The organism is Rhizobium sp. 007 (assembly GCF_015353075.1).
GTDB lineage: Bacteria > Pseudomonadota > Alphaproteobacteria > Rhizobiales > Rhizobiaceae > Rhizobium.
The window spans coordinates 2390256-2412405 of sequence record NZ_CP064187.1 but is presented as its reverse complement, the minus strand read 5'-3'; the positions used below and the strand labels follow the sequence as shown (position 1 = coordinate 2412405).

Annotated in this window: 25 protein-coding genes and 1 pseudogene; 19 read left to right on the top strand and 7 right to left on the bottom strand. The window is 61.0% G+C overall.

Going from position 1 to position 22150, the window contains the following annotated elements; all coding sequences use genetic code 11:
• The first annotated feature begins 193 nt into the window (after window positions 1-193).
• On the top strand, window positions 194-3574 hold the full coding sequence (locus ISN39_RS12145) for a response regulator (protein ID WP_194727658.1): 3381 nt from the start codon (window positions 194-196) through the stop codon (window positions 3572-3574).
• On the opposite strand, the gene mnmD is transcribed toward ISN39_RS12145, so the two are convergent.
• Complete coding sequence (mnmD, locus tag ISN39_RS12140) at window positions 3571-4287, bottom strand: tRNA (5-methylaminomethyl-2-thiouridine)(34)-methyltransferase MnmD (RefSeq protein ID WP_194727657.1); 717 nt, start codon at window positions 4285-4287, stop codon at window positions 3571-3573. The two genes, ISN39_RS12145 and mnmD, sit on opposite strands and share 4 nt — an antisense overlap.
• On the opposite strand from mnmD, the gene ISN39_RS12135 reads away from it, so the two are divergent.
• The 5 genes from ISN39_RS12135 to ISN39_RS12115 all read left to right on the top strand — a co-directional run bounded on the left by ISN39_RS12135 (window position 4286) and on the right by ISN39_RS12115 (window position 8262).
• Entirely contained in the window at window positions 4286-5464 is a 1179-nt protein-coding gene (locus ISN39_RS12135) for an FAD-binding oxidoreductase (RefSeq protein ID WP_194727656.1), read from the top strand. The genes mnmD and ISN39_RS12135 overlap by 2 nt on opposite strands.
• A 114-nt stretch (window positions 5465-5578) precedes the next feature.
• Complete coding sequence (locus ISN39_RS12130) at window positions 5579-6286, top strand: DUF1045 domain-containing protein (protein ID WP_074069139.1); 708 nt, start codon at window positions 5579-5581, stop codon at window positions 6284-6286.
• Window positions 6287-6333: 47 nt separating this feature from the next.
• On the top strand, window positions 6334-7191 hold the full coding sequence (locus tag ISN39_RS12125) for an AraC family transcriptional regulator (RefSeq protein WP_194727655.1): 858 nt from the start codon (window positions 6334-6336) through the stop codon (window positions 7189-7191).
• A 106-nt stretch (window positions 7192-7297) separates the two neighbouring features.
• Entirely contained in the window at window positions 7298-7963 is a 666-nt protein-coding gene (locus tag ISN39_RS12120; protein ID WP_194730170.1) for an AzlC family ABC transporter permease, read from the top strand.
• Window positions 7960-8262, top strand: a complete 303-nt coding sequence (locus ISN39_RS12115; protein WP_194727654.1) for an AzlD domain-containing protein — start codon at window positions 7960-7962, stop codon at window positions 8260-8262. The genes ISN39_RS12120 and ISN39_RS12115 overlap by 4 nt, the downstream gene beginning before the upstream one ends.
• Here ISN39_RS12115 and ISN39_RS12110 read toward each other — a convergent pair.
• On the bottom strand, window positions 8239-9183 hold the full coding sequence (locus tag ISN39_RS12110) for an RNA-guided endonuclease TnpB family protein (RefSeq protein WP_194727653.1): 945 nt from the start codon (window positions 9181-9183) through the stop codon (window positions 8239-8241). The genes ISN39_RS12115 and ISN39_RS12110 overlap by 24 nt on opposite strands.
• On the bottom strand, window positions 9180-9509 hold the full coding sequence (locus ISN39_RS12105) for a helix-turn-helix domain-containing protein (RefSeq protein ID WP_194727652.1): 330 nt from the start codon (window positions 9507-9509) through the stop codon (window positions 9180-9182). Before ISN39_RS12105 ends, ISN39_RS12110 begins: the two co-directional genes overlap by 4 nt.
• 36 nt (window positions 9510-9545) lie before the next feature.
• On the opposite strand from ISN39_RS12105, the gene tnpA reads away from it, so the two are divergent.
• The 10 genes from tnpA (at window position 9546) to ISN39_RS12055 (ending at window position 15343) form a co-directional block, all read left to right on the top strand.
• The gene (gene tnpA, locus ISN39_RS12100) at window positions 9546-10004 is read left to right on the top strand and encodes an IS200/IS605 family transposase (RefSeq protein WP_281438282.1); all 459 of its coding nucleotides are present in this window, start codon (window positions 9546-9548) and stop codon (window positions 10002-10004) included.
• 115 nt (window positions 10005-10119) lie between these two features.
• Window positions 10120-11043 (top strand): allantoinase PuuE, encoded by a 924-nt coding sequence (gene puuE / locus ISN39_RS12095; protein ID WP_194727651.1) that lies wholly within the window; start codon window positions 10120-10122, stop codon window positions 11041-11043.
• Window positions 11043-11540, top strand: coding sequence for a 2-oxo-4-hydroxy-4-carboxy-5-ureidoimidazoline decarboxylase (gene uraD, locus ISN39_RS12090; protein ID WP_074069135.1), 498 nt, complete (start codon window positions 11043-11045; stop codon window positions 11538-11540). The genes puuE and uraD overlap by 1 nt, the downstream gene beginning before the upstream one ends.
• The gene (gene alc / locus ISN39_RS12085) at window positions 11541-12563 is read left to right on the top strand and encodes an allantoicase (protein WP_194727650.1); all 1023 of its coding nucleotides are present in this window, start codon (window positions 11541-11543) and stop codon (window positions 12561-12563) included.
• 57 nt (window positions 12564-12620) lie between these two features.
• A complete protein-coding gene (locus tag ISN39_RS12080) occupies window positions 12621-12914 on the top strand; it encodes a nucleotidyltransferase family protein (protein WP_074069133.1) in 294 nt (97 codons plus the stop codon).
• A complete protein-coding gene (locus ISN39_RS12075) occupies window positions 12911-13273 on the top strand; it encodes a DUF86 domain-containing protein (protein WP_074069132.1) in 363 nt (120 codons plus the stop codon). The genes ISN39_RS12080 and ISN39_RS12075 overlap by 4 nt, the downstream gene beginning before the upstream one ends.
• 3 nt (window positions 13274-13276) lie before the next feature.
• The gene (locus ISN39_RS12070; RefSeq protein WP_074069131.1) at window positions 13277-13777 is read left to right on the top strand and encodes an ureidoglycolate lyase; all 501 of its coding nucleotides are present in this window, start codon (window positions 13277-13279) and stop codon (window positions 13775-13777) included.
• Complete coding sequence (gene uraH, locus ISN39_RS12065; RefSeq protein WP_194727649.1) at window positions 13774-14130, top strand: hydroxyisourate hydrolase; 357 nt, start codon at window positions 13774-13776, stop codon at window positions 14128-14130. Before ISN39_RS12070 ends, uraH begins: the two co-directional genes overlap by 4 nt.
• 3 nt (window positions 14131-14133) lie before the next feature.
• On the top strand, window positions 14134-14874 hold the full coding sequence (locus ISN39_RS12060; RefSeq protein ID WP_194727648.1) for a metallophosphoesterase family protein: 741 nt from the start codon (window positions 14134-14136) through the stop codon (window positions 14872-14874).
• 229 nt (window positions 14875-15103) lie between these two features.
• Entirely contained in the window at window positions 15104-15343 is a 240-nt protein-coding gene (locus ISN39_RS12055) for a tautomerase family protein (protein ID WP_210388695.1), read from the top strand.
• A gap of 284 nt (window positions 15344-15627) precedes the next feature.
• On the opposite strand, the gene ISN39_RS12050 is transcribed toward ISN39_RS12055, so the two are convergent.
• Window positions 15628-17130, bottom strand: a complete 1503-nt coding sequence (locus ISN39_RS12050; RefSeq protein ID WP_194727647.1) for a PLP-dependent aminotransferase family protein — start codon at window positions 17128-17130, stop codon at window positions 15628-15630.
• Between the two features lie 27 nt (window positions 17131-17157).
• On the opposite strand from ISN39_RS12050, the gene ISN39_RS12045 reads away from it, so the two are divergent.
• A complete protein-coding gene (locus tag ISN39_RS12045; protein WP_194727646.1) occupies window positions 17158-17781 on the top strand; it encodes an FMN-binding negative transcriptional regulator in 624 nt (207 codons plus the stop codon).
• A gap of 308 nt (window positions 17782-18089) precedes the next feature.
• On the opposite strand, the gene ISN39_RS12040 is transcribed toward ISN39_RS12045, so the two are convergent.
• Window positions 18090-18494: a hypothetical protein gene (locus tag ISN39_RS12040; RefSeq protein WP_246763191.1), complete on the bottom strand. Its 405-nt coding sequence runs from the start codon at window positions 18492-18494 to the stop codon at window positions 18090-18092.
• A 261-nt stretch (window positions 18495-18755) separates the two neighbouring features.
• On the opposite strand from ISN39_RS12040, the pseudogene ISN39_RS36290 reads away from it, so the two are divergent.
• Window positions 18756-19008: pseudogene (locus ISN39_RS36290) on the top strand (transposase); the annotation flags it as partial.
• 9 nt (window positions 19009-19017) lie between these two features.
• Here the strand turns inward: ISN39_RS36290 and ISN39_RS12035 are convergent.
• Both ISN39_RS12035 and ISN39_RS12030 read right to left on the bottom strand, forming a co-directional pair.
• Window positions 19018-20160 carry an alpha-hydroxy acid oxidase gene (locus ISN39_RS12035; protein ID WP_194727645.1) on the bottom strand — a complete coding sequence of 381 codons (1143 nt, stop codon included), beginning with the start codon at window positions 20158-20160 and terminating at the stop codon, window positions 19018-19020.
• A 76-nt stretch (window positions 20161-20236) separates the two neighbouring features.
• Window positions 20237-21202: a quinone oxidoreductase gene (locus tag ISN39_RS12030; protein ID WP_194727644.1), complete on the bottom strand. Its 966-nt coding sequence runs from the start codon at window positions 21200-21202 to the stop codon at window positions 20237-20239.
• A 95-nt stretch (window positions 21203-21297) separates the two neighbouring features.
• On the opposite strand from ISN39_RS12030, the gene ISN39_RS12025 reads away from it, so the two are divergent.
• Complete coding sequence (locus tag ISN39_RS12025; RefSeq protein ID WP_194727643.1) at window positions 21298-22146, top strand: LysR family transcriptional regulator; 849 nt, start codon at window positions 21298-21300, stop codon at window positions 22144-22146.
• Window positions 22147-22150: the final 4 nt, after the last annotated feature.

The window sequence follows — 22150 nt, the reverse complement described above, 5'->3', positions numbered from 1 at the left end:
GAAACGCGGCCAACTGATCGAGTTCAGTCTTACAACGTGGAAGATTATAGCATAGTTCCTGATACTCTTGGGCCCGAACTCGTTGTCCCGGGTTCCAGATTTCCGGAACGTGTCATGGTTAAAACCTTGTTAAACGGCTTACACCTATAGTGGATGCCAGAACACTGTTTCTCCTGATAGCGAGGCGACATCTTTGACATCGAGCGGGGACCTTCTCGAACTGGCGTGCAGCCGGATCGCAGATCTGGATACGCCTGCCTATGTCAAGAACAGCGAGCTTCGCTACGTTGCCGTCAACGAAGCCTATGCCCGCTTCTTCGGCAGGGAAATTTCCGATTTCATCGGCCGCCGGACCCGCGAAATTCTCGACCGTCCGGAAGAGGAGGAGCGTGAAGACAAGGAGCGCCGCGCGCTCGTCTTCGGCACCGAAGAAACCGCCATCTGCTTCGATGCTGCCGCAACCGAGCATGAGCGGATCCGGATCGAGAGCTTCATGCCGTCGGAAGACCGGGCCTATGTTCTCGGTATCTTCGAGGCGCGCGCGCAGCCCCGCCGGCCGGTTCTCTCGGGGCCGGATCAGGCTTTGCTCGCCGATTTCGAGCGCGTCCGTGCCACGCTGGAAAAACTCGATCATCCGGTCGGCATTTTCGCTGACGACGGCCGCCCGCTGATCGTCAATTCGGCCTATCGAAGTGGAGGCAAAGCATCGCCCGCTGAAACCGGATGGCACGAGAGCGTCAACGAGCTCGATCTCCTCCAGACCATCATGGAAGACCTGCCGGTCGCCGCCTTCGCGCGCGATGAACAGCACCGCCTCGTCTATGCCAACCAGTATTACGAGACCTTCACCGGCCATGTCCGGTCAAAGGTGCTTGGCCTCACAGAGTTTGAGATGTTCGGCGAGGAGAGTGGCGCCAGCATCTATGAGGAAAACGCTCTGGCGCTCAAGGACGGCTCGCTAACGGAGGTGGAAGGTAAGCTTCCAAGCACGGACGGAACAGTTTATCCGATCTTGACGCGCGTCAATCGCGTGCAGACGCCGGACAGCAGGGTCTATGTCGTCGGCTCTTTTTCGGACATCTCACCGCTCAAGGAGCGTGAAGCCAAGCTGATCGAGGCGCAGAAGCATGCCGAAATCCTGCATCGCGACATTGAAAACATCCTGCGTTCGCTGCCGGTCGGCGTGCTGATCCTCGATAACAATCTCGATATCCTCTACATAAACGACGAATTCTACACGATCTGTGATCTGCCGCCTGACGATCGTTTTGACGGCCGGCCGTTCATCGATGTCATCCGCCGCAATTGTGAACTCGGGCGCTATGGCCACGAGCACAGCCCGGAAGAGATCCTGGCGGAGCGCCAGCGCCATTTCGGTTCGGATGGGGAGCAGGAGCCGATCGAACTCAGCTGGTCGGGCGGCAAATCGATCATCTTCGACAGCCGCCGCATCTCGAACGACCGCATTCTTCTCTCCTATTCCGATATGAGCGCCATTCGCGCGAGCGAGAAGGAAATCCATGAAGCGCGCGCTGCCCTGGAGCATCTCGGCGAACTGATGCGGGATGCGACGCGGGCCATGCCGCAAGGCCTGACGATCGTCCAGGACGGCATCATCAAGCTCTCCAACGATGCGCTTTCGGACGTTCTGCGTATTCCGCCGGAATACCTCGTTGCAGGCCGCGGCTGGATCGACCTCTTCAATTTCTGCGCCGATCGCGGCGACTTCAAGAGTCCCGCCGCCGAGGTGTTGCACTATTGGCGTTCAAACATCGCTGCGAAGCAGCCGATCGCCACTGTCTTTCATGTGGCCGGCGAGCGCTGGGTGAACATGGAGGCGACGATCAGCGAGCGCGGCCATTGGGTCGCGCTCTTCACCGACGTCACCGAAATGAAAGAGCGCGAGGAAGAGCTTGAGAGGCTGCTGGCACGGGCTGAAGCTGCCGATCGCGCCAAGTCGGAATTTCTCGCCAATATGAGCCATGAAATCCGCACGCCGATGAATGGCGTGCTCGGCATGGCCGAGCTGATGGCGAAGACCGATCTTGACGCGCGGCAGAAGACCTTCATCGACATCATCGTCAAGTCCGGCAACGCGCTTCTGACGATCATCAACGACATTCTGGACTTCTCCAAAATCGATGCCGGACAGATGACGCTGCGCAAGGCGGCCTTCGATCCGGTGGAAGCGGTCGAGGATGTCGCGACGCTGCTTTCTTCGCCCGCGGCGGAGAAGGATCTCGAGCTTCTCGTGCGCGCCGATCCGAACCTGCCTGCCGCCGTCATCGGCGATGCCGGGCGGTTTCGCCAGATCGTCACAAATCTCGTCGGCAACGCCGTCAAGTTTACCGAGAAGGGGCATGTCTTCGTCGATATCGGTTTCCGGCCTGGCTCGGACGGTGAGGTCATGGTCGAGATCAGGATCGAGGATACCGGCATCGGCATCCCGGCAGACAAACTGCAATCGGTCTTCGACAAATTCTCGCAGGTCGATTCCTCTTCGACGCGGCGCCACGAGGGTACCGGCCTTGGTCTTGCCATCACTGCCGGTCTGGTCGATCTCTTTGGCGGTTACGTCAACGCCGAGAGCGAACCGGGCAAGGGCTCGGTCTTCACTGTCAACCTGCCCTTCGCCATCGCTGCTGCCCGCCTCGATCCCAAGCCGCTGCCCGTCAATGTACGCGGCGCACGCGTGCTCGTCATCGACGACAACGAGGTGAACCGCCGCATTCTCTCCGAGCAGCTGTCGCTTTGGGGTTTTGACGGCGTGGCTGCCGAAGACGGCAGGACCGGCATTGCCATCCTTGAGGCCGCACACCAGATCGGCGTCCAGGTCGATGCCCTGGTGCTCGACTATCACATGCCGGAAATGAACGGTGCGGAAGTCGCCCGCAGGCTCAGGGCCGACGCCCGCTTCGAGAGCCTGCCGATCATCTTCCTGACCTCAATGGATATCTCCGGCACGGAGAAGGAGTTCGCAGCCCTCAACGGCCATGCGCATCTGATGAAACCGGCCCGCGCCAACCTTCTTCGCAACACGATCGTCGAGGTCGTGCGCGCAAGTCGCGTGAAGCGGGCTTCTGCAGCCGAAATCGCCCGCCTGCAGGCAGAAACCGAGATGAGGGAACCGGAGCCTTTTGCGCCGCCGGCCTCAAAACAGCGCAAGACTGCCTTCATCGATGTGCTCGTCGCCGAGGACAACGAGGTGAACCAGATTGTCTTCACGCAGATCCTGCAGGGCACCGGCCTGAGTTTCCTCGTCGTCAACAACGGCCAGGAGGCGGTCAACGCCTGGGAAAGCCATGCGCCGCGGATCATCATGATGGACGTCTCGATGCCGGTGATGAACGGCCACGACGCGACCCGCGCGATCCGTGTCCGAGAGCGCGGACAGGGCCACCGCGTGCCGATCATCGGCGTAACGGCGCATGCGCTCGAAAGCGACCGCGAGCTCTGTCTCGACGCCGGCATGGACGATTACATGTCGAAGCCGATCAGCCCCGAACTGCTGGAAGAGAAAATCCAGCTCTGGCTCGGCAAGAGCGCGCAGTTGCCCGGCCGCTCAGGCCACTAGGGTTTTACGCCGCAGAGCATCTCGCGCTTGCCGGCGAAACCCTTGCGCCGCTCGACCGCAAATCCCGCCGCCATCAGATTGCGCCTGACGAAGCCTGCCGCGGCATAGGTCGCGAAGCTTCCTCCAGAGAGGGTCTTCTCGCAGATGAGCCGCATCAGCTCTTCCGACCACATGTCGGGGTTGCGCGACGGCGCGAAACCATCGAGATACCAGGCGTCGAAGCCGGGTTCGGCGGCCGCAACGCCATCGATTGCCGCGCTGCAGACAACGCTCAAAGTCGTCTGCTCGTCTAATGCAAGCGTCACGGTGCCTTGCGGCTGGCCGGGCCACAGCACCGTTAGCGCCTGCCGCTCGGCGTCGATTTGCGGCCAGTGCGAAAGTGCGCGACCGATCTCCTGCGGACGCATCGGGTAAAGCTCGAAGGAAATGAAGTTCAGATGTTGGCCGCTTTGGCGATGCGCTTTCCATTGCCGCCATGTTTCCGCGAAGTTCAGCCCGGTGCCGAACCCCAACTCTCCAATGCGGAAATTGTCCTTGCCGGTCCACCGTTCCGGCAGGCCGTTGCCCGCCAGAAAGACGTGACCGCATTCGAGCCGCCCGTCCGTCTGGCAATAAAAATGGTCGCCAAAGGCCCGCGAATAGGGCATATCGCCGTCGCGCCATTCGAGCGGTTGGCTCGTGCTGCCAATCTGATCGGGATCAATCTCTGTCATGCCTAAAGCCGATAGTGCGGTCATCTCCTCCGGTCAATCGTGCGTCAGTCTGCTGATTGCCGGCGGCGGCATCATGGGGCTGTGGGCGGCGGTTCATGCCGAGCGACTTGGCATCGACACGCTCCTCGTCGATGCAGGCGAATTGGGGCAGGGTGCGAGCGGCGGGCTGCTCGGCGCGCTGATGCCGCATTCGCCGGACAAATGGAATGCCAAGAAGCAGTTCCAGTTCGATGCGCTGGTTTCCCTCGAAACCGAGATCTCTGCGATCGAAGCTGCCACCGGCCTTTCCACCGGCTACCGCCGATCCGGCCGCATCATCCCGCTGCCGAAGCCGCATCTGCGCAAGATCGCGCTTACTCATTCCGCCGATGCCGAAACACACTGGCATCGGCACGGCAGCAGCTTCCATTGGCATGTCGCAGATGCTCCGCCGGTTGCAGGCTGGATCGACCCTGCCGCCGGTGCGAGCGGCTTCGTGCACGACACGCTCGCTGCCCGCGTCGCACCCCGCACGCTGGTCGCCGCTCTTGTCGCCTTTCTGAGGCAGGCAAAGCGTGTGAGCATTATCGAGAATGCTACAGTTGGCGGTCTCGAACCGGAACGCGGGATCGCCGACGCCGGTGGGAGAACAATCGCCTTCGGCCGCTGCATCGTCGCGGCAGGTCACCAGTCATTTCCACTTCTGCAGCGGTTCACGCCCGGATTGGAAAGGCCGCTCGGCCAACCGGTCAAGGGGCAGGCGGCGCTGTTGAAGGCCGAGATCGATCCCGCCTTTCCCACCATCTTCCGCGACGGCCTCTATATCATTGCTCATGAGGGCGGCCATGCTGCGATCGGCAGCACCAGCGAGGACCGTTTTGACAATCCCAATACGACCGATGCTCAACTCGACTCTCTGATCGAAGCGGCGCGCGAGATGGCCCCCGTGCTTGGCGAGGCGCCGGTCGTCGAGCGCTGGGCCGGCCTTCGTCCGAAGGCGATCGACCGCGATCCGATGATCGGTCCGCATCCGATGTATCCGAAGCTCATCGCCTTGACCGGCGGCTTCAAGGTCAGCTTCGGCCTTGCCCACCGTCTTGCCGAAGCTGCCGTACATATGGCCGACGGCCGTTCCGCACCTTTCGCCCTGCCGGAAAGTTTCGCGTTTTCGAGCCATATCACGGCTGCTTCACGTTAAACGTGAATTAGAAGCTGGTGCTTTTCGTTATTCTGTCATGCAAATCACCTATCTGCTTGCGCATCGACGGCGCCGGAATCGTCTGCGCGCCCTTCCTTTGGTGGAGGAGATTGCATGCGCTACGCCATTTGCTTCACGCCGACGCCGAGCGATCCGCTCAGCCAGGTGGCGGCCAATTGGCTTGGCCGCAACGTCTTTTCCGGCGAGATGGTCGAACCTCCGGCCATTGGCGGCATCGGCATCCACGATATAGCGTTCCATACTGCCGTGCCGCGCCGCTACGGTTTCCATGGTGTGCTGAAGGCGCCGTTTCATCTTGCACCCGATGTTTCGGAAACGCAACTTTTACGCGATATGATGCGCTTTTCCGGCAGCTTCCAGCCGTTCCGGATTCCAAGGATCGAGGTCGCGCGCCTGCGCAATTACTTCAGCCTCGTGCCGTCGGTCCCCTGCGAACACATGCACTATCTCGCTTCTGCGGTCGTGCAGCATTTCGACCGCTTCCGTGCACCCCTTTCCGAAGCCGAGATCGAGCGCATCGATCCGGATGGGCTTTCGGCCGCGCAGTTTGCCAACCTGCATCGCTGGGGCAATCCCTATGTGATGGACGAGTTCCGCTTCCACATGCCTGTGACGGGTCCTGTCAATCTTGTCGATATGCCGCGCATCGAGCAGGCGCTGCGTAACGTCTTCGAGCCTGTTCTCGCTGAGCCGGTCACCGTCGCCAACATCGCGCTGATGATCGAGGAAGGCACAGGCGGGCCGTTCCGCGTCCATTCGCTGCATCCGATGGGCAAGGTCAGCGCGCGCAAGATCGCCTGATCACTTTTGTTCAAGAATGGGCGGCCCAAAGATGCTATATCCGGCCGATGGACAACATCTCCCAGGAACAGGCAACCGAAGCCATGCCGCTGTCTGGAGCGGAGACGACGCGATTCTGGCGTGACAGCCGTTTCGGCGGCATGGAGTGCCTGAGCGCGACGTTCCTGACGCATGAGTTCGCGCCGCATGCCCACGAGACCTTCAGCATTGGCGCTATCGAAAGCGGCAGCCAGATCGCGACGATCCGGGGGGCGCGCGAAAGCTCGGGGCCGGGCGATCTCTATCTGATCAATCCGGGCGAAATCCATGACGGCGTGCCTGTCGAGGGCGGCTATCGCTACCGGATGATCTACCCGGACACGTCACTCTTCCGCGAAATCCTGGAAGATGTCACCGGCCGCACCTTCAGCGGCATGCCGGCCTTCGGCAAGCAGATCCTTCACGATCCCCGGCTTGCCGAGGCTTTTTATGATGCGCACCGCGCGCTGGAATTGGGGGCCGGTGCGCTGGAGACCAGTCAGGGCATGTTCCTTGTGCTCGAGGCCATGTTTCGGCATCACGGCAGTTCAATTATCGTGCCGATCGACACGCAGGAGCGGTCGGCCGTGCAGCGCGCCCGTGACTACCTGATGGAAAACTACGCCTTTGATGTCGGACTTGAAGAACTCGCCGCCGTGGCGGGCCTCAGCCGTGCGCATCTGATACGCGCCTTCCGCAAGGAGTTCCACATCACGCCGCACGCCTTCCTCACTGATATCCGCATTCGCGTTGCCCGGCGCAAGCTGCAGGCTGGCGGACAGCCGGCGGAGATTGCGCTCGAATGCGGTTTCGCCGACCAGGCGCATTTCAGCCGGCATTTCAAGGCGCGCACCGGCGTGACGCCCGGCCAATACCGCGCGCGGTAGTCACTTTCGTTCAAGACTACCATTCATCTCCATTCTAAAACCTCCGCATCAAATCGGAGATCCTGTCGTGAATGAGAATGGAAAATGGGCGGAGTTCCTGGGCGGCATGAGAGCCATTTCGCCGCTCATCGCTGCCGTCATACCGATCGGCCTCGTCTTCGGCGCGGTCGCGGTCACGAAAGGGCTTTCCCCGGTCGAGACGGCACTGATGAGCGCGTTGGTCTTTGCCGGCGGTTCGCAGTTCGTGGCAATGGATATCTGGACGCATCCGGCCTCGTGGACGAGCGTCGGTTTTGCGGCCCTGCTCGTCAATATCCGCCATGTGCTGATGAGTGCTTCGCTCGGCACCAAGATGCAGGCTTTTGGCGGACGCAGGCGCTATTTCGCATGCCTGTTTCTTGCAGACGAGATCTGGGCGATGGCGGAATTCCGCGCCGGTCTTGCGCGGCTCACGCCCGCCTGGTTCGCTGGGCTTGCCGCGCCCTTCTATCTCGCCTGGGTGCTTTCGAGCCTTGCGGGCGCGACGCTCGGCGCTTTCCTCGGTGATCCCGTGGCGCTTGGACTGGATTTCGCCTTTCCGGCCGTCTTCATCGTGCTCGTCATGGGCTTCTGGAAGGGACCGGAAACCGGCGCTGTGCTTATCGCAAGCGGTGCGGCCGCGGTAGCGACCCAACATTTCGTACCAGGCGTCTGGTACATCGCAGCCGGCGCCGGCGCCGGTCTGCTTGCGGCAGTTGCCAGCGGCAGTCGGCGCGTGGAGGTAACGCAATGACAGTCGATTTCTCCACCCTTGTCGCGATCATCGCCATGGCAGCCGTGACGGTGCTCACGCGCCTGAGCGGTCTTGTGCTCGTGTGGCATCTGTCCTTGGAGGGAAGCCGCCGAAAGGCGATCGAATCCATTCCGCCTGCCGTTCTGATGGCGGTCGTCGCGCCGACCGCCTTTGCCACCGGCATTGCGGAAACGATCGCCTGCGCGCTCACCGCCATTGCCGCACTCCGTCTGCCGATGCTCGTTTCCGTGGCGCTCGGCGTCTTCTGCGTCGCGCTATTGCGGGCCGCAGGCATTTAACATCTTCCCCCGCTTGAAAAGCGGGGGATTTCCGAGGGGGCGCGAAGCTCCGCCGATGGTTATCGCTTCAACGGAGAGCCGCTGCCCTTCCTCCACGATCATAGACGCCGTGTTCCGACGCAGGATGTTGATTGCAGCATTGTGGTCGGCATGGGCGCGCAAGCCGCATTGGCAACAGCGGAAAGACGCTTGGCTTTCGCGGCTTTCCCTGTCCACGGCTGCGCAGGCCGAACAGGTCTGCGAGGTGTGGCGGGGATCGACCTTGCACAGGTATCCGCCCCGTTCTTCGAGCTTGTAGGCCAACACGGTTGCAAAGCCGTGCCAGCCTTGTTCGAGGATCGCCCGGTTCAGGCCCGCCTTCTGGCAGACGTTGGTTCCGGGCGCGTCCACGGTTCCCCTGGCGCTGCGCGTCATGTTGCGCGTGGCGAGGTCTTCCAGCACGACCGTTGCGAAGCGACGGGCGATATCAAGACTGGCCTTGTGCCGCCAATCCTGCCGGATGCGGGCAGCACGGGCCTGCAAGGCGGCAACGCGGCGGCGGGCCTTCGCGTGGCGACGCGACCCGCGCTTGCGCCGCGCCAGAACGCGCTGGGCCCTGCGCTTCCTGCGCTCGATCTCCGCAAGGCCGGCAGGCATCCACCAATGCTCCCCGGTCGAAAGCGTCAGCGTGTTCGCCACGCCCCGGTCGATCCCCACGGCGGGCAAATCGTTTTGCGGGACGGCATGGTCGATTTCGCAGGCGAAGGCGATGTGCCAGCCGTTCGCCGCCAGGCTCACCGTCACATTCATGGTCTTGCCACGCAGGAGCCGCGTGTCGCGGAACTTCACCCAGCCGATCTTGGGAAGGCGCGCGGCGGACCACTTGCCGTTCAGGCGCTTGACCTCGATCTCCCGCCCCTGAAAGCGGAAGGCGCCGTTCACGCCCTTCTTGCGGGCCGCGAGGGATATCCTGCGCGCCCGGCCAAGAAGTTGGCATACGCCTTATCCAGATCGCGCAGGGCCTGCTGCTGGGGCGTCACATGCACGGCGGCAATCCAGTCGAACGCGGCCCGCAGTGCGGTCAATTCCCGCGCCTGGGCGATGTCGTTCAAGCGGTTCCCGGTCTGCCGCCGGTAATGCCGCCACCAGTCCCTGCGCTGCTCCAGCGCCAGATTATAGACCAGCCGCACAACCCCCGCGAACTGCCGCAACAGGACTTCCTGTTCGGCGGTCGGAGCGAGCTTGTAGCGGAAAGCGCGGTGGATCATGTTACGATTCTATCAATTGCTCCAAGGAGCGCAACCGTGGATCGCACCGGCAGGCATGTCGTCTACATGCTCCATGGTCATTTGGTCTTTGTCACGAAATACCGCCGTGACGTTCTGTCAGAACCGGCAATCCGCCACCGGCGGCGCATCTTCGCCAAGCTGTGTCGCGACTTCGAGGCCGAATTGATCGAATGCGACGGCGAGGACGATCATGTTCCCCTGCGGGTGCATGACCCTCCGAAGATCGCCCTGTCGAAGCTGGTCAACAGCCGCAACGGCGTATCCAGCCGACGTCTGCGCGAGAGCCGCCCGGAAATCACCGGGCGCTACCACAAGGGCGTTTTGTGGTCGCCGTCCTCCTTTGCGGCAAGCTGTGGCGGCGCACCGCTCTCGGTGATCGCCGAATATGTCAAATCCCAGCGGGAAGCGGCCCAAGGCCGCTCTCGCGTTCCTCCCCGGCCTGAACGCCGGGGTATCCCGCGAGGTTCACGATGATCCAGCCGCAGAGGCGGCGACTTGTGCCGTAGCGGCGAAAGTCAGTTTCGCGTTTCCGTCTCGACATTCCGTCTCTGGGTGCTACCGTTTCGCCTGACTTTCAAAAGGTGATTTGATGGCTTCCGATACCTATCCGCGCAATCTCGTCGGCTATGGTCGCAATACCCCCGATCCGAAATGGCCGGACGAGGCCCGCCTCGCCGTGCAGTTCGTCATCAATTACGAAGAGGGCGGCGAGAGCTCGATCCTCGATGGTGATCCGTCGTCCGAGAACCTGCTGTCGGAAATCGTGGGAGCGGCGCCCTGGCCCGGCCAGCGCAACTTGAACATGGAATCGATCTACGAATACGGTTCGCGCGCCGGGTTCTGGCGGCTCTGGCGTATGTTCACCGAGCTCAAGGTTCAGGTGACCGTCTACGGCGTGACGCTTGCGATGGCCCGCAATCCGGAGGCCGTCGCGGCGATGAAAGAAGCCGGCTGGGAGATCGCCAGCCATGGCTACCGCTGGCTGGAGTACAAGGATTTTCCGGAAGACCTCGAGCGCAAGCACATTCTCGAAGCGGTGCGTCTCCACACCGAACTCACCGGCGAGCGCCCCTTCGGCATGTACCAGGGAAAGCCCTCCGACAATACGCTGCGGCTGGTTCAAGAGGAGGGCGGGTTCCTTTATTCGTCAGACTCTTATGCCGATGACCTGCCCTACTGGGTGAAGGGGGTTGATGACAAACCGTTCCTCATCATTCCTTATACGCTTGAAACGAACGACATGCGCTTTGCGACGCCGCAGGGCTTCAATTCCGGCGATCAATTCTTCACTTATCTCAAGGATGCCTTCGATACGCTCTACGAAGAAGGCAAGGCCGGCAGCCCGAAGATGATGTCGGTCGGCCTGCATTGCCGTCTGGTCGGTCGGCCCGGCCGCGCTGCAGCCCTGAAGCGTTTCATCGAATATGTGCTGAAGCACGACAACGTGTGGATCCCTCGCCGCATCGAGATTGCCGAGCATTGGCACAAGAACCACAAGCAGGACATGACCTGATGATCCGGCGGGATGAATTCGTGTCGCGTTTCGGCGGTGTCTTCGAACATTCGCCCTTCATTGCCGAGCGCGCCTATGACGACGGTTTCATTGGCGATGAGTTGACTGTGGACAAGGTGCACATTCCGCTCGTCGCGATCTTCCGCGCGGCAAGCGAGGAAGAGCGTCTTGGCGTGCTTCGCGCCCATCCCGATCTTGCCGGACGCCTGGCAGTCGCCGGCGAACTGACGGAAGACAGCAAGAAGGAGCAGGCAAGTGCCGGACTTGACCGGCTGAGCCGCGAAGAGCATGCCCGCTTCACCGAACTCAACGCCGCCTATGTCCAGAAATTCGGCTTTCCCTTCATCGTCGCCGTGAAGGGACTGAACAAGGACGATATTCTTGCGGCTTTCGAAAAACGCATCGGCAACAGCCGCGACGAGGAACTTGCGACCGCCTGCGCTGAAGTCGAAAAGATTGCGCTTTTGCGCCTGACATCCATGCTTCCGGAGAAGTGAATGACCGAGAATACCAATGCCAGCCTGCCGTCCTTCGCGAACGGCGCGATCAACCTTGCTTCCGCGCGCCTCGGCGCCAGGGGCCTCTATGCGACGGACGAGTTCTTTGCGCCGCTGGAGCGCATGCTGCAGGATGTGCCGGCGAGCTTCGATCCGGACCTTTACGACGACAACGGCAAGTACATGGACGGCTGGGAAAGCCGCCGCAAGCGCGTGCCCGGCCATGACTGGGCGATCGTCAAGCTTGCCATGCCCGGCCGCATCTTCGGCTTCGACGTCGATACCAGCTATTTTACCGGCAACTATCCGCCGCATTGCTCGATCGAGGCCGCTTTCGTCGAAGACGGCGATCCGACCGATGCAACGGTGTGGACCGAAATCCTCGCGAAGTCGCCTCTGGGGCCAAGCGCGCATCACTTCTTCGAGAATGCCGGCAAGGAGAAGATCTGGACGCATCTGCGCCTGCATATCTATCCCGATGGCGGCGTCGCGCGCCTGCGCGTCTACGGCTCGGCCTATTTCGACTGGTCGAAGGTCGGCGCGAGCGAGGAAGTTGACCTCGGCTGTATATTCAATGGCGCGAAGTCGCTTGCCTGGTCGGACGCCCATTACGGCCACCCGGACAAGATGCTCGGCCCCGGACGCGGCATCAATATGGGCGACGGCTGGGAAACCAAGCGCCGCCGCGGCCCGGGTCACGACTGGGCTGTTATCCGCCTCGGCCACCCCGGCACAATCAAGCGCGTCATTGTCGATACCGCCTTCTTCAAGGGCAATTTCCCGGATACCTGCGAGCTTCTCGGCGCATATCTGCCCGATGTTGGCGATACGCTGAGCGAAGTGGACACAGCGGCTTCGGAAAACTGGAAGCCGATACTGACACGCACCAAGTTGCAGATGGACCACATCCACGAATATGGCGCGGATGCCATCGCCGATATCGGGCCGGTGACGCATGTCCGCATCGCGATGCATCCGGATGGCGGCATCATGCGGCTGCGGCTCTTCGGGGTGAAGGGGTGAGTTCTTTCTTCTTTATCGCCGCTCACCTATATTCGAGGCATCAGGAGTGATGCCTCGATGAAGCCATCGGAAGTGCTGGAAAAGAACAGGCAGGCGATCCGCGACGCCACGACGCGTTTCAACACGGCGAACCCGCGCATCTTCGGTTCCGTCGCCCGCGGCGAGGACAGGCCGGACAGCGATCTCGATATTCTCGTCGATGCGCTGCCGGGGACGACGCTTTTCGATCTCGGCGGGCTGCTGGAGGAGTTGCAGGCGCTGATGTCCGGGACGGAAATCCACGTTCTGACGCCAGGCGATTTTCCCGAACGTGTCCGCAGCCGGGTCCTGCAGGAAGCCAAGCCTGTATGAGTATCGATCGGCTTCGAACCTATCTCGACGAGATGCAGCAGGTCGCATTCGAAACCATCGATTTCGTCAAGGACATGAGCAAGGATGAATTTCTGAAGGACCTTGTGAGACAGCGCGCAGTTGGAATGAACCTCCTGATGATCGGCGCGGCAACATCGCGCATCATGGAGGAATATCCCGAGTTTGCAGCGGAATTTTCCAACGTGCCTTGGCAAAAGATGCGCGGAATGAGAAGCCGGATCGCTCACGGCTATATGAGCATGAACCTAGACACCGTTTGGGATACTGCGCAAACAGCCATCCCCGATCTTCTCGATCAACTGCATGGATTGCGTCACTGGCACGCCCAGGGTGAATGACATTTGACAGACCTTCTCGACATCCAGCCTCTCACCAAAACTGCTTTCGCGCCGTTCGGCGACGTTATCGAGGCCGATCCGGCAACAATGCGGTATATCAACGGCGGCACGACGGAACGCTTTCATGCGCTGGCTACGGCCGAGGCGGCAGGCGAGGGCGCACGCGTCATCATCAATCTCTTCCGCGGCCAGCCGCGCGCCTTTCCCTATGAGATCGGCATGATGGAGCGGCATCCTTTCGGCAGCCAGAGCTTCTCGCCGCTTTCCGGGCGGCCGTTTCTGGTCGTGGTTTCGGAAGATCAGGACGGAAAGCCCGGCAGGCCGCAGGTGTTTCTCGCACATGGCGACCAGGGCGTGAACTATCGCCGCAACGTCTGGCATCACCCGCTGCTCGTGCTCGGCCAATCAAGCGACTTTCTCGTTGTCGACAGGGACGGTCCCGGCGACAATCTGCAAGAGCATTTCTTCGAAACCTCATACACGATCAGCGAGCCAGCTCTATGACCGGACTGACGACCCATGTTCTCGACACCTCCTCCGGTAAGCCTGCTGAAAGGCTGAGGATCGACCTTTTTCGCCTGGAGGGGGATATCCGCCACCACATCAAGACGGTCGAGACCAATTCGGACGGCCGTGTCGACGGCGGCGCGATCCTCTCAGGCGCGAATTTCCAGGCAGGAACCTACGAACTGCTGTTCCATGCCGGCGATTATCTGCGCGCGTTAGGCATGCCGCTGCCGCATCCGGCCTTTCTCGATCTCGTACCCATCCGCTTCGGCATCGCCGACACCGGCGCGCATTATCACGTGCCGCTGCTGATCTCGCCTTACGGCTATTCCACCTATCGCGGGAGCTAGCCGATGCGGTTTGCGGCGATCGCCGATATCCACGGCAACCATCTGGCTCTGGAGGCCGTGCTTGCCGATATCCGCGCGCAGGGCATTTCGGATATCGTCGATCTCGGCGATTGCTTCAGTAGCCCCCTGGAAGCAGGAAAGACCGCCGAGCTGCTTCTCTCGCTCGCCCTTCCGACAGTCCGCGGCAACCACGACCGCTACCTGATCGAGCAGAAGCCGGAATCCATGCATGCTTCCGATAAAGCTGCCTATCAGCAGCTTCTACCGCGTCATCTCGATTGGCTGCGATCTCTGCCGAGCGATCTCATCTACAAAGGTGAAGTCTATCTCTGCCACGCGACGCCTAAGGATGACAATCTCTACTGGCTGGAATCCGTCGCTCCGGAGGGCCATGTGTTTCTGAAGCCGTTGAAAGAAATCGAGGCGCTCGCGGACGGGATCGATTTGCCGCTGATCCTGTGCGGCCACAGCCATATTTCGCGCCTTGTCCAGCTTCGCGACGGCCGCCTCATCGTCAATCCCGGCAGCGTCGGCGGCCCGGCTTATGACGATGACAAACCCTATCCGCACAAGGTGGAGACCGGCCATCCGATGGCAAGCTACGCCATCCTGGAGAAATCCGCGTCCGGCTGGACACCCTATTTCCGCAACGTCGCCTACGATCACATGGCGATGTCGAGACTTGCAAAAGCAAACGGCCGCCCCGACTGGGCGGCCGCGCTAGCAACGGGCTGGATTCGATAGCTGTTTAGTCGTCTTCGTGAAGCACCTTCGGTGCGCCAGGCTTTGTCCAGCAGAGACGAAACGGCATTGTTGCCATCGAAGCCTGCTTCCTTCATGAGCCGGTCCAAGATGGGTTTGTTGGCGTGATAGGATAGATTATCAACGATGTGCTGCACGACAGCCTAGTAGAGACTTGTGGCGTGAACCCGGATGACAATTTCTGCCTAGTTTCTCGTATCCGGCAGGCGACATGATCCTTCATCCTACATTCTTGGGAAGGAGGGATCCTGCATCAACTGTGGTCATCGAGATCGCCCTGCTTGCCGGACGCTCTGACGACCAGAAGGAAGCACTGTTCAAGCATGTGCGCGATCGGCTCGACGGAATTGGCTTCAACCCAGAGAACGCGATTATCTTCTTGATTGAGAACAAGCCGATTGACTGGTCGTTTAGTACGGCCGGCTCCGTCAAATCCGTCTTGGGCCTTTGAGCATCTCCATCGTCCGCAAAGCCGCCGACGCCGCTCGTCCGCCTCGGGCCCTAAGCGGTCGTAGGTGACAAGCAAAGGAAACGTCCCGGTTTGGCCAGCCACAGGGACGCTGTCGTTCAACAGTTTCGGGGATGTCTCGGGCCCTTGGTTGAGGAGCGTGTCGGGCCTTTCGATCGGGGTGCAGATCAGCGGCAAACCGGGAGCCGACCTTCTGGTATTACAACTTTCCGCTCAACTTGAAGCTCTTTTGAAATTTTCCTGAGCTCGACGCGGCGTTCCTTCGTTCAAATGAAAGCGTCGCGATTTCCGAGAACCCGCCGAAGAAGCTCAATCCCACTTTTGATCTCAGCGGGAGTCGTTGTGGCGTAGCCGAACACAAATCCCGCACGCCGGGGGCGTTGTCCCGCGTACAGCGGATCGACAGGATAGATGCCTACTCCGAGTTTCAACGCCTCGGCCGCCAAGTCGACCTCGTTCTCGGGTTTAAGACCGTTGAACCAGACTACGAGGTGAAGCCCTGCCGACGAGCCGACGACCTCAATGTTGTCGAAGGTCTTCCGTAAGGCCTCAATCAGAGCGGCGCGCCGCTCGGCGTTTACCCTCCGCATCTTCCGAACATGGCGCTCATAGGCTCCGCTCTCTAGCAGGCTCGCGAACGCCTCCTGGTCGTGGGCCGGACTGTGACGGTCCACGGCCTGCTTGCACTTGGAGAACACCTGGACGAGGTTCTCGGGGAGGACCAGATACCCAAGCCTGAGCGTCGGCGACAACGTCTTCGATATGGTCCCGAGATATATGACCCGCCCGCTGCGCGATTGGTAGAGCGGCGGTATGGGTTTGACGTCATAGCGGTACTCACCGTCATAGTCGTCTTCGAGGATGTATGCCCCGGTTTCATCGGCCCACCGCAGCAGTGCCTCCCTTCTCCCGACGGACAACACGCCGCCGAGCGGATACTGGTGACTGGGCGTGACATAGGCGAGCACGGCGTCGCGAACGTCTTCGACGGCCGCGGCGTCGAGGCCGCCATCATCGCAGGGAACAGGGATCACCGACGCGCCGGCGGCCACGAACACGTGACGAGCCATCACGTAACCCGGTTCCTCCATGACGACCCGGTCGCCCGTGTCGACCAGGACGCGGGCACAAAGGTCGAGCCCTTGTTGCGAACCGGACACCACCACGATCTGCTCGGATTCGCATCTGATGCCCCTCGCACGCCAGAGGTATCCCTGCAATTCCTTCCTCAAGACCGGATTTCCGGCGGGAACCCCGTAGGCGAGACATCCTTTGGTTTTGAGAAGCGCCTCGGTCAGTGCTCGCCGCCACAGAAGCGTGGGAAAATCCGCCGCCGACAGGTCCCCATAGCGGAAATTGAATGCCAGGCCGGAATGGACAGGGGAAGCTCCCTCGGGCAGTTGCGAGAGCCGCTGCGCATACGATGACAGCCTCGGGATTGCCGGGCCGGATTTCTCGTCTGGCTGACGATGTCGCATCGGCCCAATCTCCGCCACCACACTCGCGGAGCCTTGGCGGCTGACGACATAGCCCTCCGAGATCAACTGGTCGAAGGCGGCGGTGACTGTGGTACGCGAAACACCGAGGTCGACGGCCAGGGCGCGCGTCGAGGGCAACCTATCGCCTGGCGCGTACACACCGGTCGCAATTTGGTCCCGCAGGCTTTCCACGATCCTTCGGGTCGTCCCGACGTTCCTCGACCTGTCTTTCAACTGGCCCACTGAAATCCTCCTGAACTGGACGTTCAATTCGAGCCAGTTGAAGTGCATTACGATATCAATGCAAGGAGAATCTAAATGTACAATCCCCCCGCTTTCGTCGTCGAGGACATCGTTAATCTCCATCGGATGATGCGTGAATGTCGGACGGCAAACCTGATAACCGCGACACCCGATGGGCCGATGGCGACGTTGTTGCCGACGTTTATCGATGAGACCGAGGGCGAGTTCGGCGTGATTTACGCCCACCTCGCTCGGGCCAACAAGCAATGGTCGTCGACAATGATCGGAGACGGGCTGGCTGTCTTCACGGGGCCCGAAGCCTACATTACGCCCTCCTGGTACGCTTCAAAGGCGGAACATGGCAAGGTCGTGCCGACCTGGAACTACTCGGCGGTGCATGCGATGGGTCCGATCGAGTTCTTCGAAGATGCGGATCGTCTCCTCGCGGTGGTCGACAAGCTTACCAATTTGCACGAGAGCGGCCGAAGCCACCCTTGGTCGGTCAACGACGCGCCATCCGCGTTCATCGCCGCGCAGCTCCGCGGGATCGTTGGCATGCGCATGTCGATCCGCAGGTTGGAGGGCAAGTGCAAGATGAGCCAGAACAGGCCCGACGCCGACCGGGCCGGAGTGAGGGCAGGCCTGTCGGGAAGCACAAAAGAGATGGATCGGATCGTGTCTCAGATGGTCCCAGGTTGACGACGGCGGCCTTCCCGATCTTCATCCGGCGCGTTCCGGCGCATCCGCGAGTTTTCAGGATTCGCAATGATCGCGCTCGGGTTCGGACTGGTCTTTTCCAAGAGGCCGATGAGCTAATGATACTGACAGCCACTTGAAACGTAGAAGAGGAATGTCGAGCGGACGAACAATGATGTTCGCTCCTGGGCGCAATCCGGCCAAGGCTAAGCTTCCGCAGTCGGCACAATGCGGCCATTGACTGCACCTGAGTTTTGAACGCTGCAAGCTGTTGGAAGGGCAGGGCCGGAGAGTGGTCCACATTTCTTGATTTATGCACCATTCTCTGGCGATTGCACTGGAAGGAAGCTCATAGGAACGAGGCGGGTATGCAGATCGGGGCCATCTGATTGCCCAGGATCATAGAAGATACCGTTATCGGCGTCGTAGAGGATAAAGTGGTCTCCTTCGACATGGACTACCGCTACCCCCCGAACATCGCCCCAGCTCTTTGCCTTGCATAATCCGCGAGTATGCCAGCCCAACTCGGTCAGGACGCCGCGCAGTTCTTTCCACGTTGTGTAATGATTGGTCTGAACGCCCCAATCGATCATGCTGGCAATTTGGTCGTAGGGTTTGCCCGTCAGCATCTGCAAGACGAAAATGCCGCAGCCATCATCCCTTGGACATTGCGTGACAAATTTAAAGCGGACCTTATCGGCTGCGGGTTGTGTCAATGCTCAGTTCCTTAACTCAATTCCATAATGCACAGCATCAGAATGGTACCATAAAGGCCTATGCGGTCAGAAGGCGCTCTGAGTAACCGACGCCCATGACACCACGGAACTGGTTGCTCCGAGTTGGAGCTGCCTTCCATAATGGAGACTATTGGGTCGGCAGAGTGGCCGCTTCTGGGCGGATACCGTTGAAAAACTAGGCGTTGCTGGCGCTGTCGTGTCGTGATTCAATCGTCGCATTGATTTGCGGAGGATTGGGCGATGATGGGATGTCAGGCGGCTCCGGCGCAGCTCTTCTACGACTTCAGTCTTGATGACCACGTTCCTGCGGACCACCTTCTGCGTGGGGTCGACCGTCATCTCGACCTCGACAGCGTTCGAACGCAGTTGAAGCCGTTCTATAGCAACACTGGCCGTCCTTCGATTGATCCTGAGCTGATGATGCGGATGCCTGATCATCGGCTACTGCACGGGCATCCGGTCGGAACGGCGACCTTGCGAGGAGGTCCACCTCTTGCGAGCGCTACTGCCTCCCGGCGATGATTGAGGAGTTGACGTCGTTGATGTCGCGTTTGCCGCAGAGCGCCATGGTGATGTCCATCTCCTTGCGGAGGATGCCGAGCGCCAGTGTCACGCCTTCTTTGCCCATGGCGCCGAGGCCGTAGAGGAAGGGACGGCCGATATAGGTGCCCTTAGCGCCGAGCGCCACGGCCTTCAGCACGTCCTGGCCGGAGCGGATGCCGCCGTCGAGATGGATCTCGATCTTATGTCCCACGGCATCGACGATCTGCGGGAGCATGCTGATCGAGGAAGGGGCGCCGTCGAGCTGACGGCCGCCATGGTTGGAGACGACGATTGCGTCGGCCCCCGTCTCGGCTGCGGCCTTCGCGTCCTCGACATCGAGAATGCCCTTGATGATCAACGGGCCGCCCCACTTTTCCTTGATCCAGGCGACGTCGGCCCAGGAGAGCTGCGGATCGAACTGCTCGGCCGTCCAGGAAGACAGCGAGGAGAGGTCGGAAACATTCTTGGCGTGGCCGACGATGTTGCCGAAGGTGCGGTGCTTCGTCTTCAGCATGTCGAGGCACCAGAAGGGGCGCGTCGCCATTTGCCAGATATGCTTCGGCGTGAATTTCGGCGGGGCCGAGAGGCCGTTGCGCAGGTCCTTATGCCGCTGGCCGAGGATCTGCAGGTCAGCGGTCAGCACCAGCGCCGAACACTTGGCCGCCTTGGCGCGATTGATGAGGTCGATGACGAAGTCCTTGTCCTTCATCACATAGAGCTGGAACCAGAACGGCCGCGTCGTCACCGAGGCGACATCCTCGATCGAGCAGATGCTCATGGTCGAGAGCGTGAAGGGAACGCCGAATTCCTCGGCCGCGCGGGCAGCCAGCATCTCTCCGTCGGCATGCTGCATGCCCGTCAAGCCGGTTGGCGCGAGCGCCACCGGCATCGAGACTTTCTGGCCGATCATCGTCGTTTCCAGCGTGCGGTTCGTCATGTCGACGAGTACGCGCTGGCGCAGCTTGATCTTGGCGTAATCGCTCTCATTCGCCTGATAGGTCGACTCCGTCCAGGCACCGGAATCCGCATAGTCGAAGAACATTTTCGGCACGCGGCGCTGGGCGAGTTGCTTGAGGTCAGCGATGGTGAGAGGAGTGGCCATGGACGAGACTTTCGCATCTGGATAGTGCCGTGGCCCTTAACATGATTTCCAAGCTGTTGGGTATCTCTTTCGTCGCCTATGGAACTAGAATGAGACTACCCGCAGCACGTCCTTCTTCGAGGACTTGCTGCGCCTTGGCGGCGTCGGGCAAAGCGTATTCTCCGGCAATCGTTGCGGTGATGCCGGAACGCAGAATCTCGACCACGGCTTTGGCCGCCCCTGTGTAGTTATCGAGGTCGGCGACATAGGCGATGATGCTCGGATGGGCGAGAGATTTTCCGGGGCGCAGCTCCTCGACAGCGACAGGCGGTATCGGGCCGCCGGCCTGGCCGATCGTTGCGGCGACGCCGAATGGCCGCAGGCATTGGATGGTCTTGGACAGCATGCTGCCGCCGATGCCGTCATAGGCGGCATCAACGCCGCGGCCGCCAGTCAGCCGCTTCACTTCGCCGACGACATCCGCATCGCGCCCGACGATCAGGTGGTCGGCGCCATGGTTGCAGGCGAGCACTGCCTTTTGCGCTGAACTGACGGTCCCGATAACTGTTGCTCCGAGATGCCTTGCCCATTGAACCAGAATGGCGCCGAGCCCGCCGGCTGCCGCATGCACGAGGACGATCGTGCCGGGGGCGACCTTGTAGGTCTGCGTCAGCAGCATGTAGGCAGTCATGCCCTTCAGCATCGAGCTTGCGGCGAGGCGTGATGGAATTTCGTCCGGAAGTCGGATGGCGCGCGCGGCGGGGAGCAGGCGCGTTGCGGCATAGGCGCCGACCACGCCGGCATAGGCAACGCGGTCACCCGGTTTCACCTCGACGGCGCCGGTACCAACAGCCTCTACGATGCCCGCGCCCTCGACGCCCAGGACTGCCGGATAGGCTGGCAAGGGATAGATGCCCTTCCGATGGTAGATGTCGACAAAATTCATGCCGATCGCTTCATGCCGTATGCGGATCTCATTGGGGCCAGGCTGCTGCGGTGTGTGCTCCAGGACCTGCAATTGCTCGATACCGCCCGGCGCCTGAAGTGTAACGATCTTGTCCATGACTGTGCTCCGGTTTGCTGTCGCAGCAATCATGGCCGATGGCCTGTTGATCGGAAATTCCCTATTGTCTGCCAATTAATGGGAAAAAATGATCAATGTTCGATTGGGAAAATCTTCGCTATTTCGCGGCCCTGGCGCAGACTGGCACTTTGCTCGGCGCTGCCCGCTCGCTCGCCGTGGAGCATGCGACGGTCGCCCGCCGCGTCGCCGGCCTGGAGGCGCAGATGGGCGTGAAGCTCGTCGACCGGCGCGGACGGCGCATATCGCTGACGGCTGAGGGGCAGCGGGTCGCGGCGATGGCCGAGCGCATGGGGGAGGAGGCGCGGGCGATCGAACGTGTGAGCCTTGCTGCCGGCGGCAGGCTTGCCGGCGATGTCAAGGTAAGCGCACCGCCGACGCTTGCGGCCGCGCTGCTTGCCGGGCCGCTCGTCGAGCTCCGGCGCAACCATCCGGACATCGCCATCACCATTGTCGGCGAGACGCGATACGCCTCGCTCGACCGGCGGGAGGCGGACATCGCGGTCCGCATGACGAAACCGGAACAGGGCGACTTTACCATCACCAAGCTTGGCGACGTGGCATTTGGCTTCTATGCGGCGCCAACTTATCTGGCTTGTGTGCCGGAAGAGGACTGGAACTTCATCGCCTATGACGAAACCATGTCAAGCTCGCCGCAGTCAACTCGCCTGCTCGAGGTGGCGAATGGGCGAAAACTGTCCATCAAGGCCACGACCCTCGAGTTCCAGCTTTCCGCCGCGAGGGCCGGCGGCGGTGTCGCCCTCCTGCCGAATTTCCTCCTTGCCGGCTTGGATGGCCTCGTGAAGGCCGTTCGGGAGCCCAAGCCGCTGACGCGCGAAGTCTGGCTTGTCGTTCACTCCGACATCAGGAATGTCCCGATCATCCGCGCAGTGATGGGGGCTTTGAAGAAAAGCTGGTCGTATTGATATC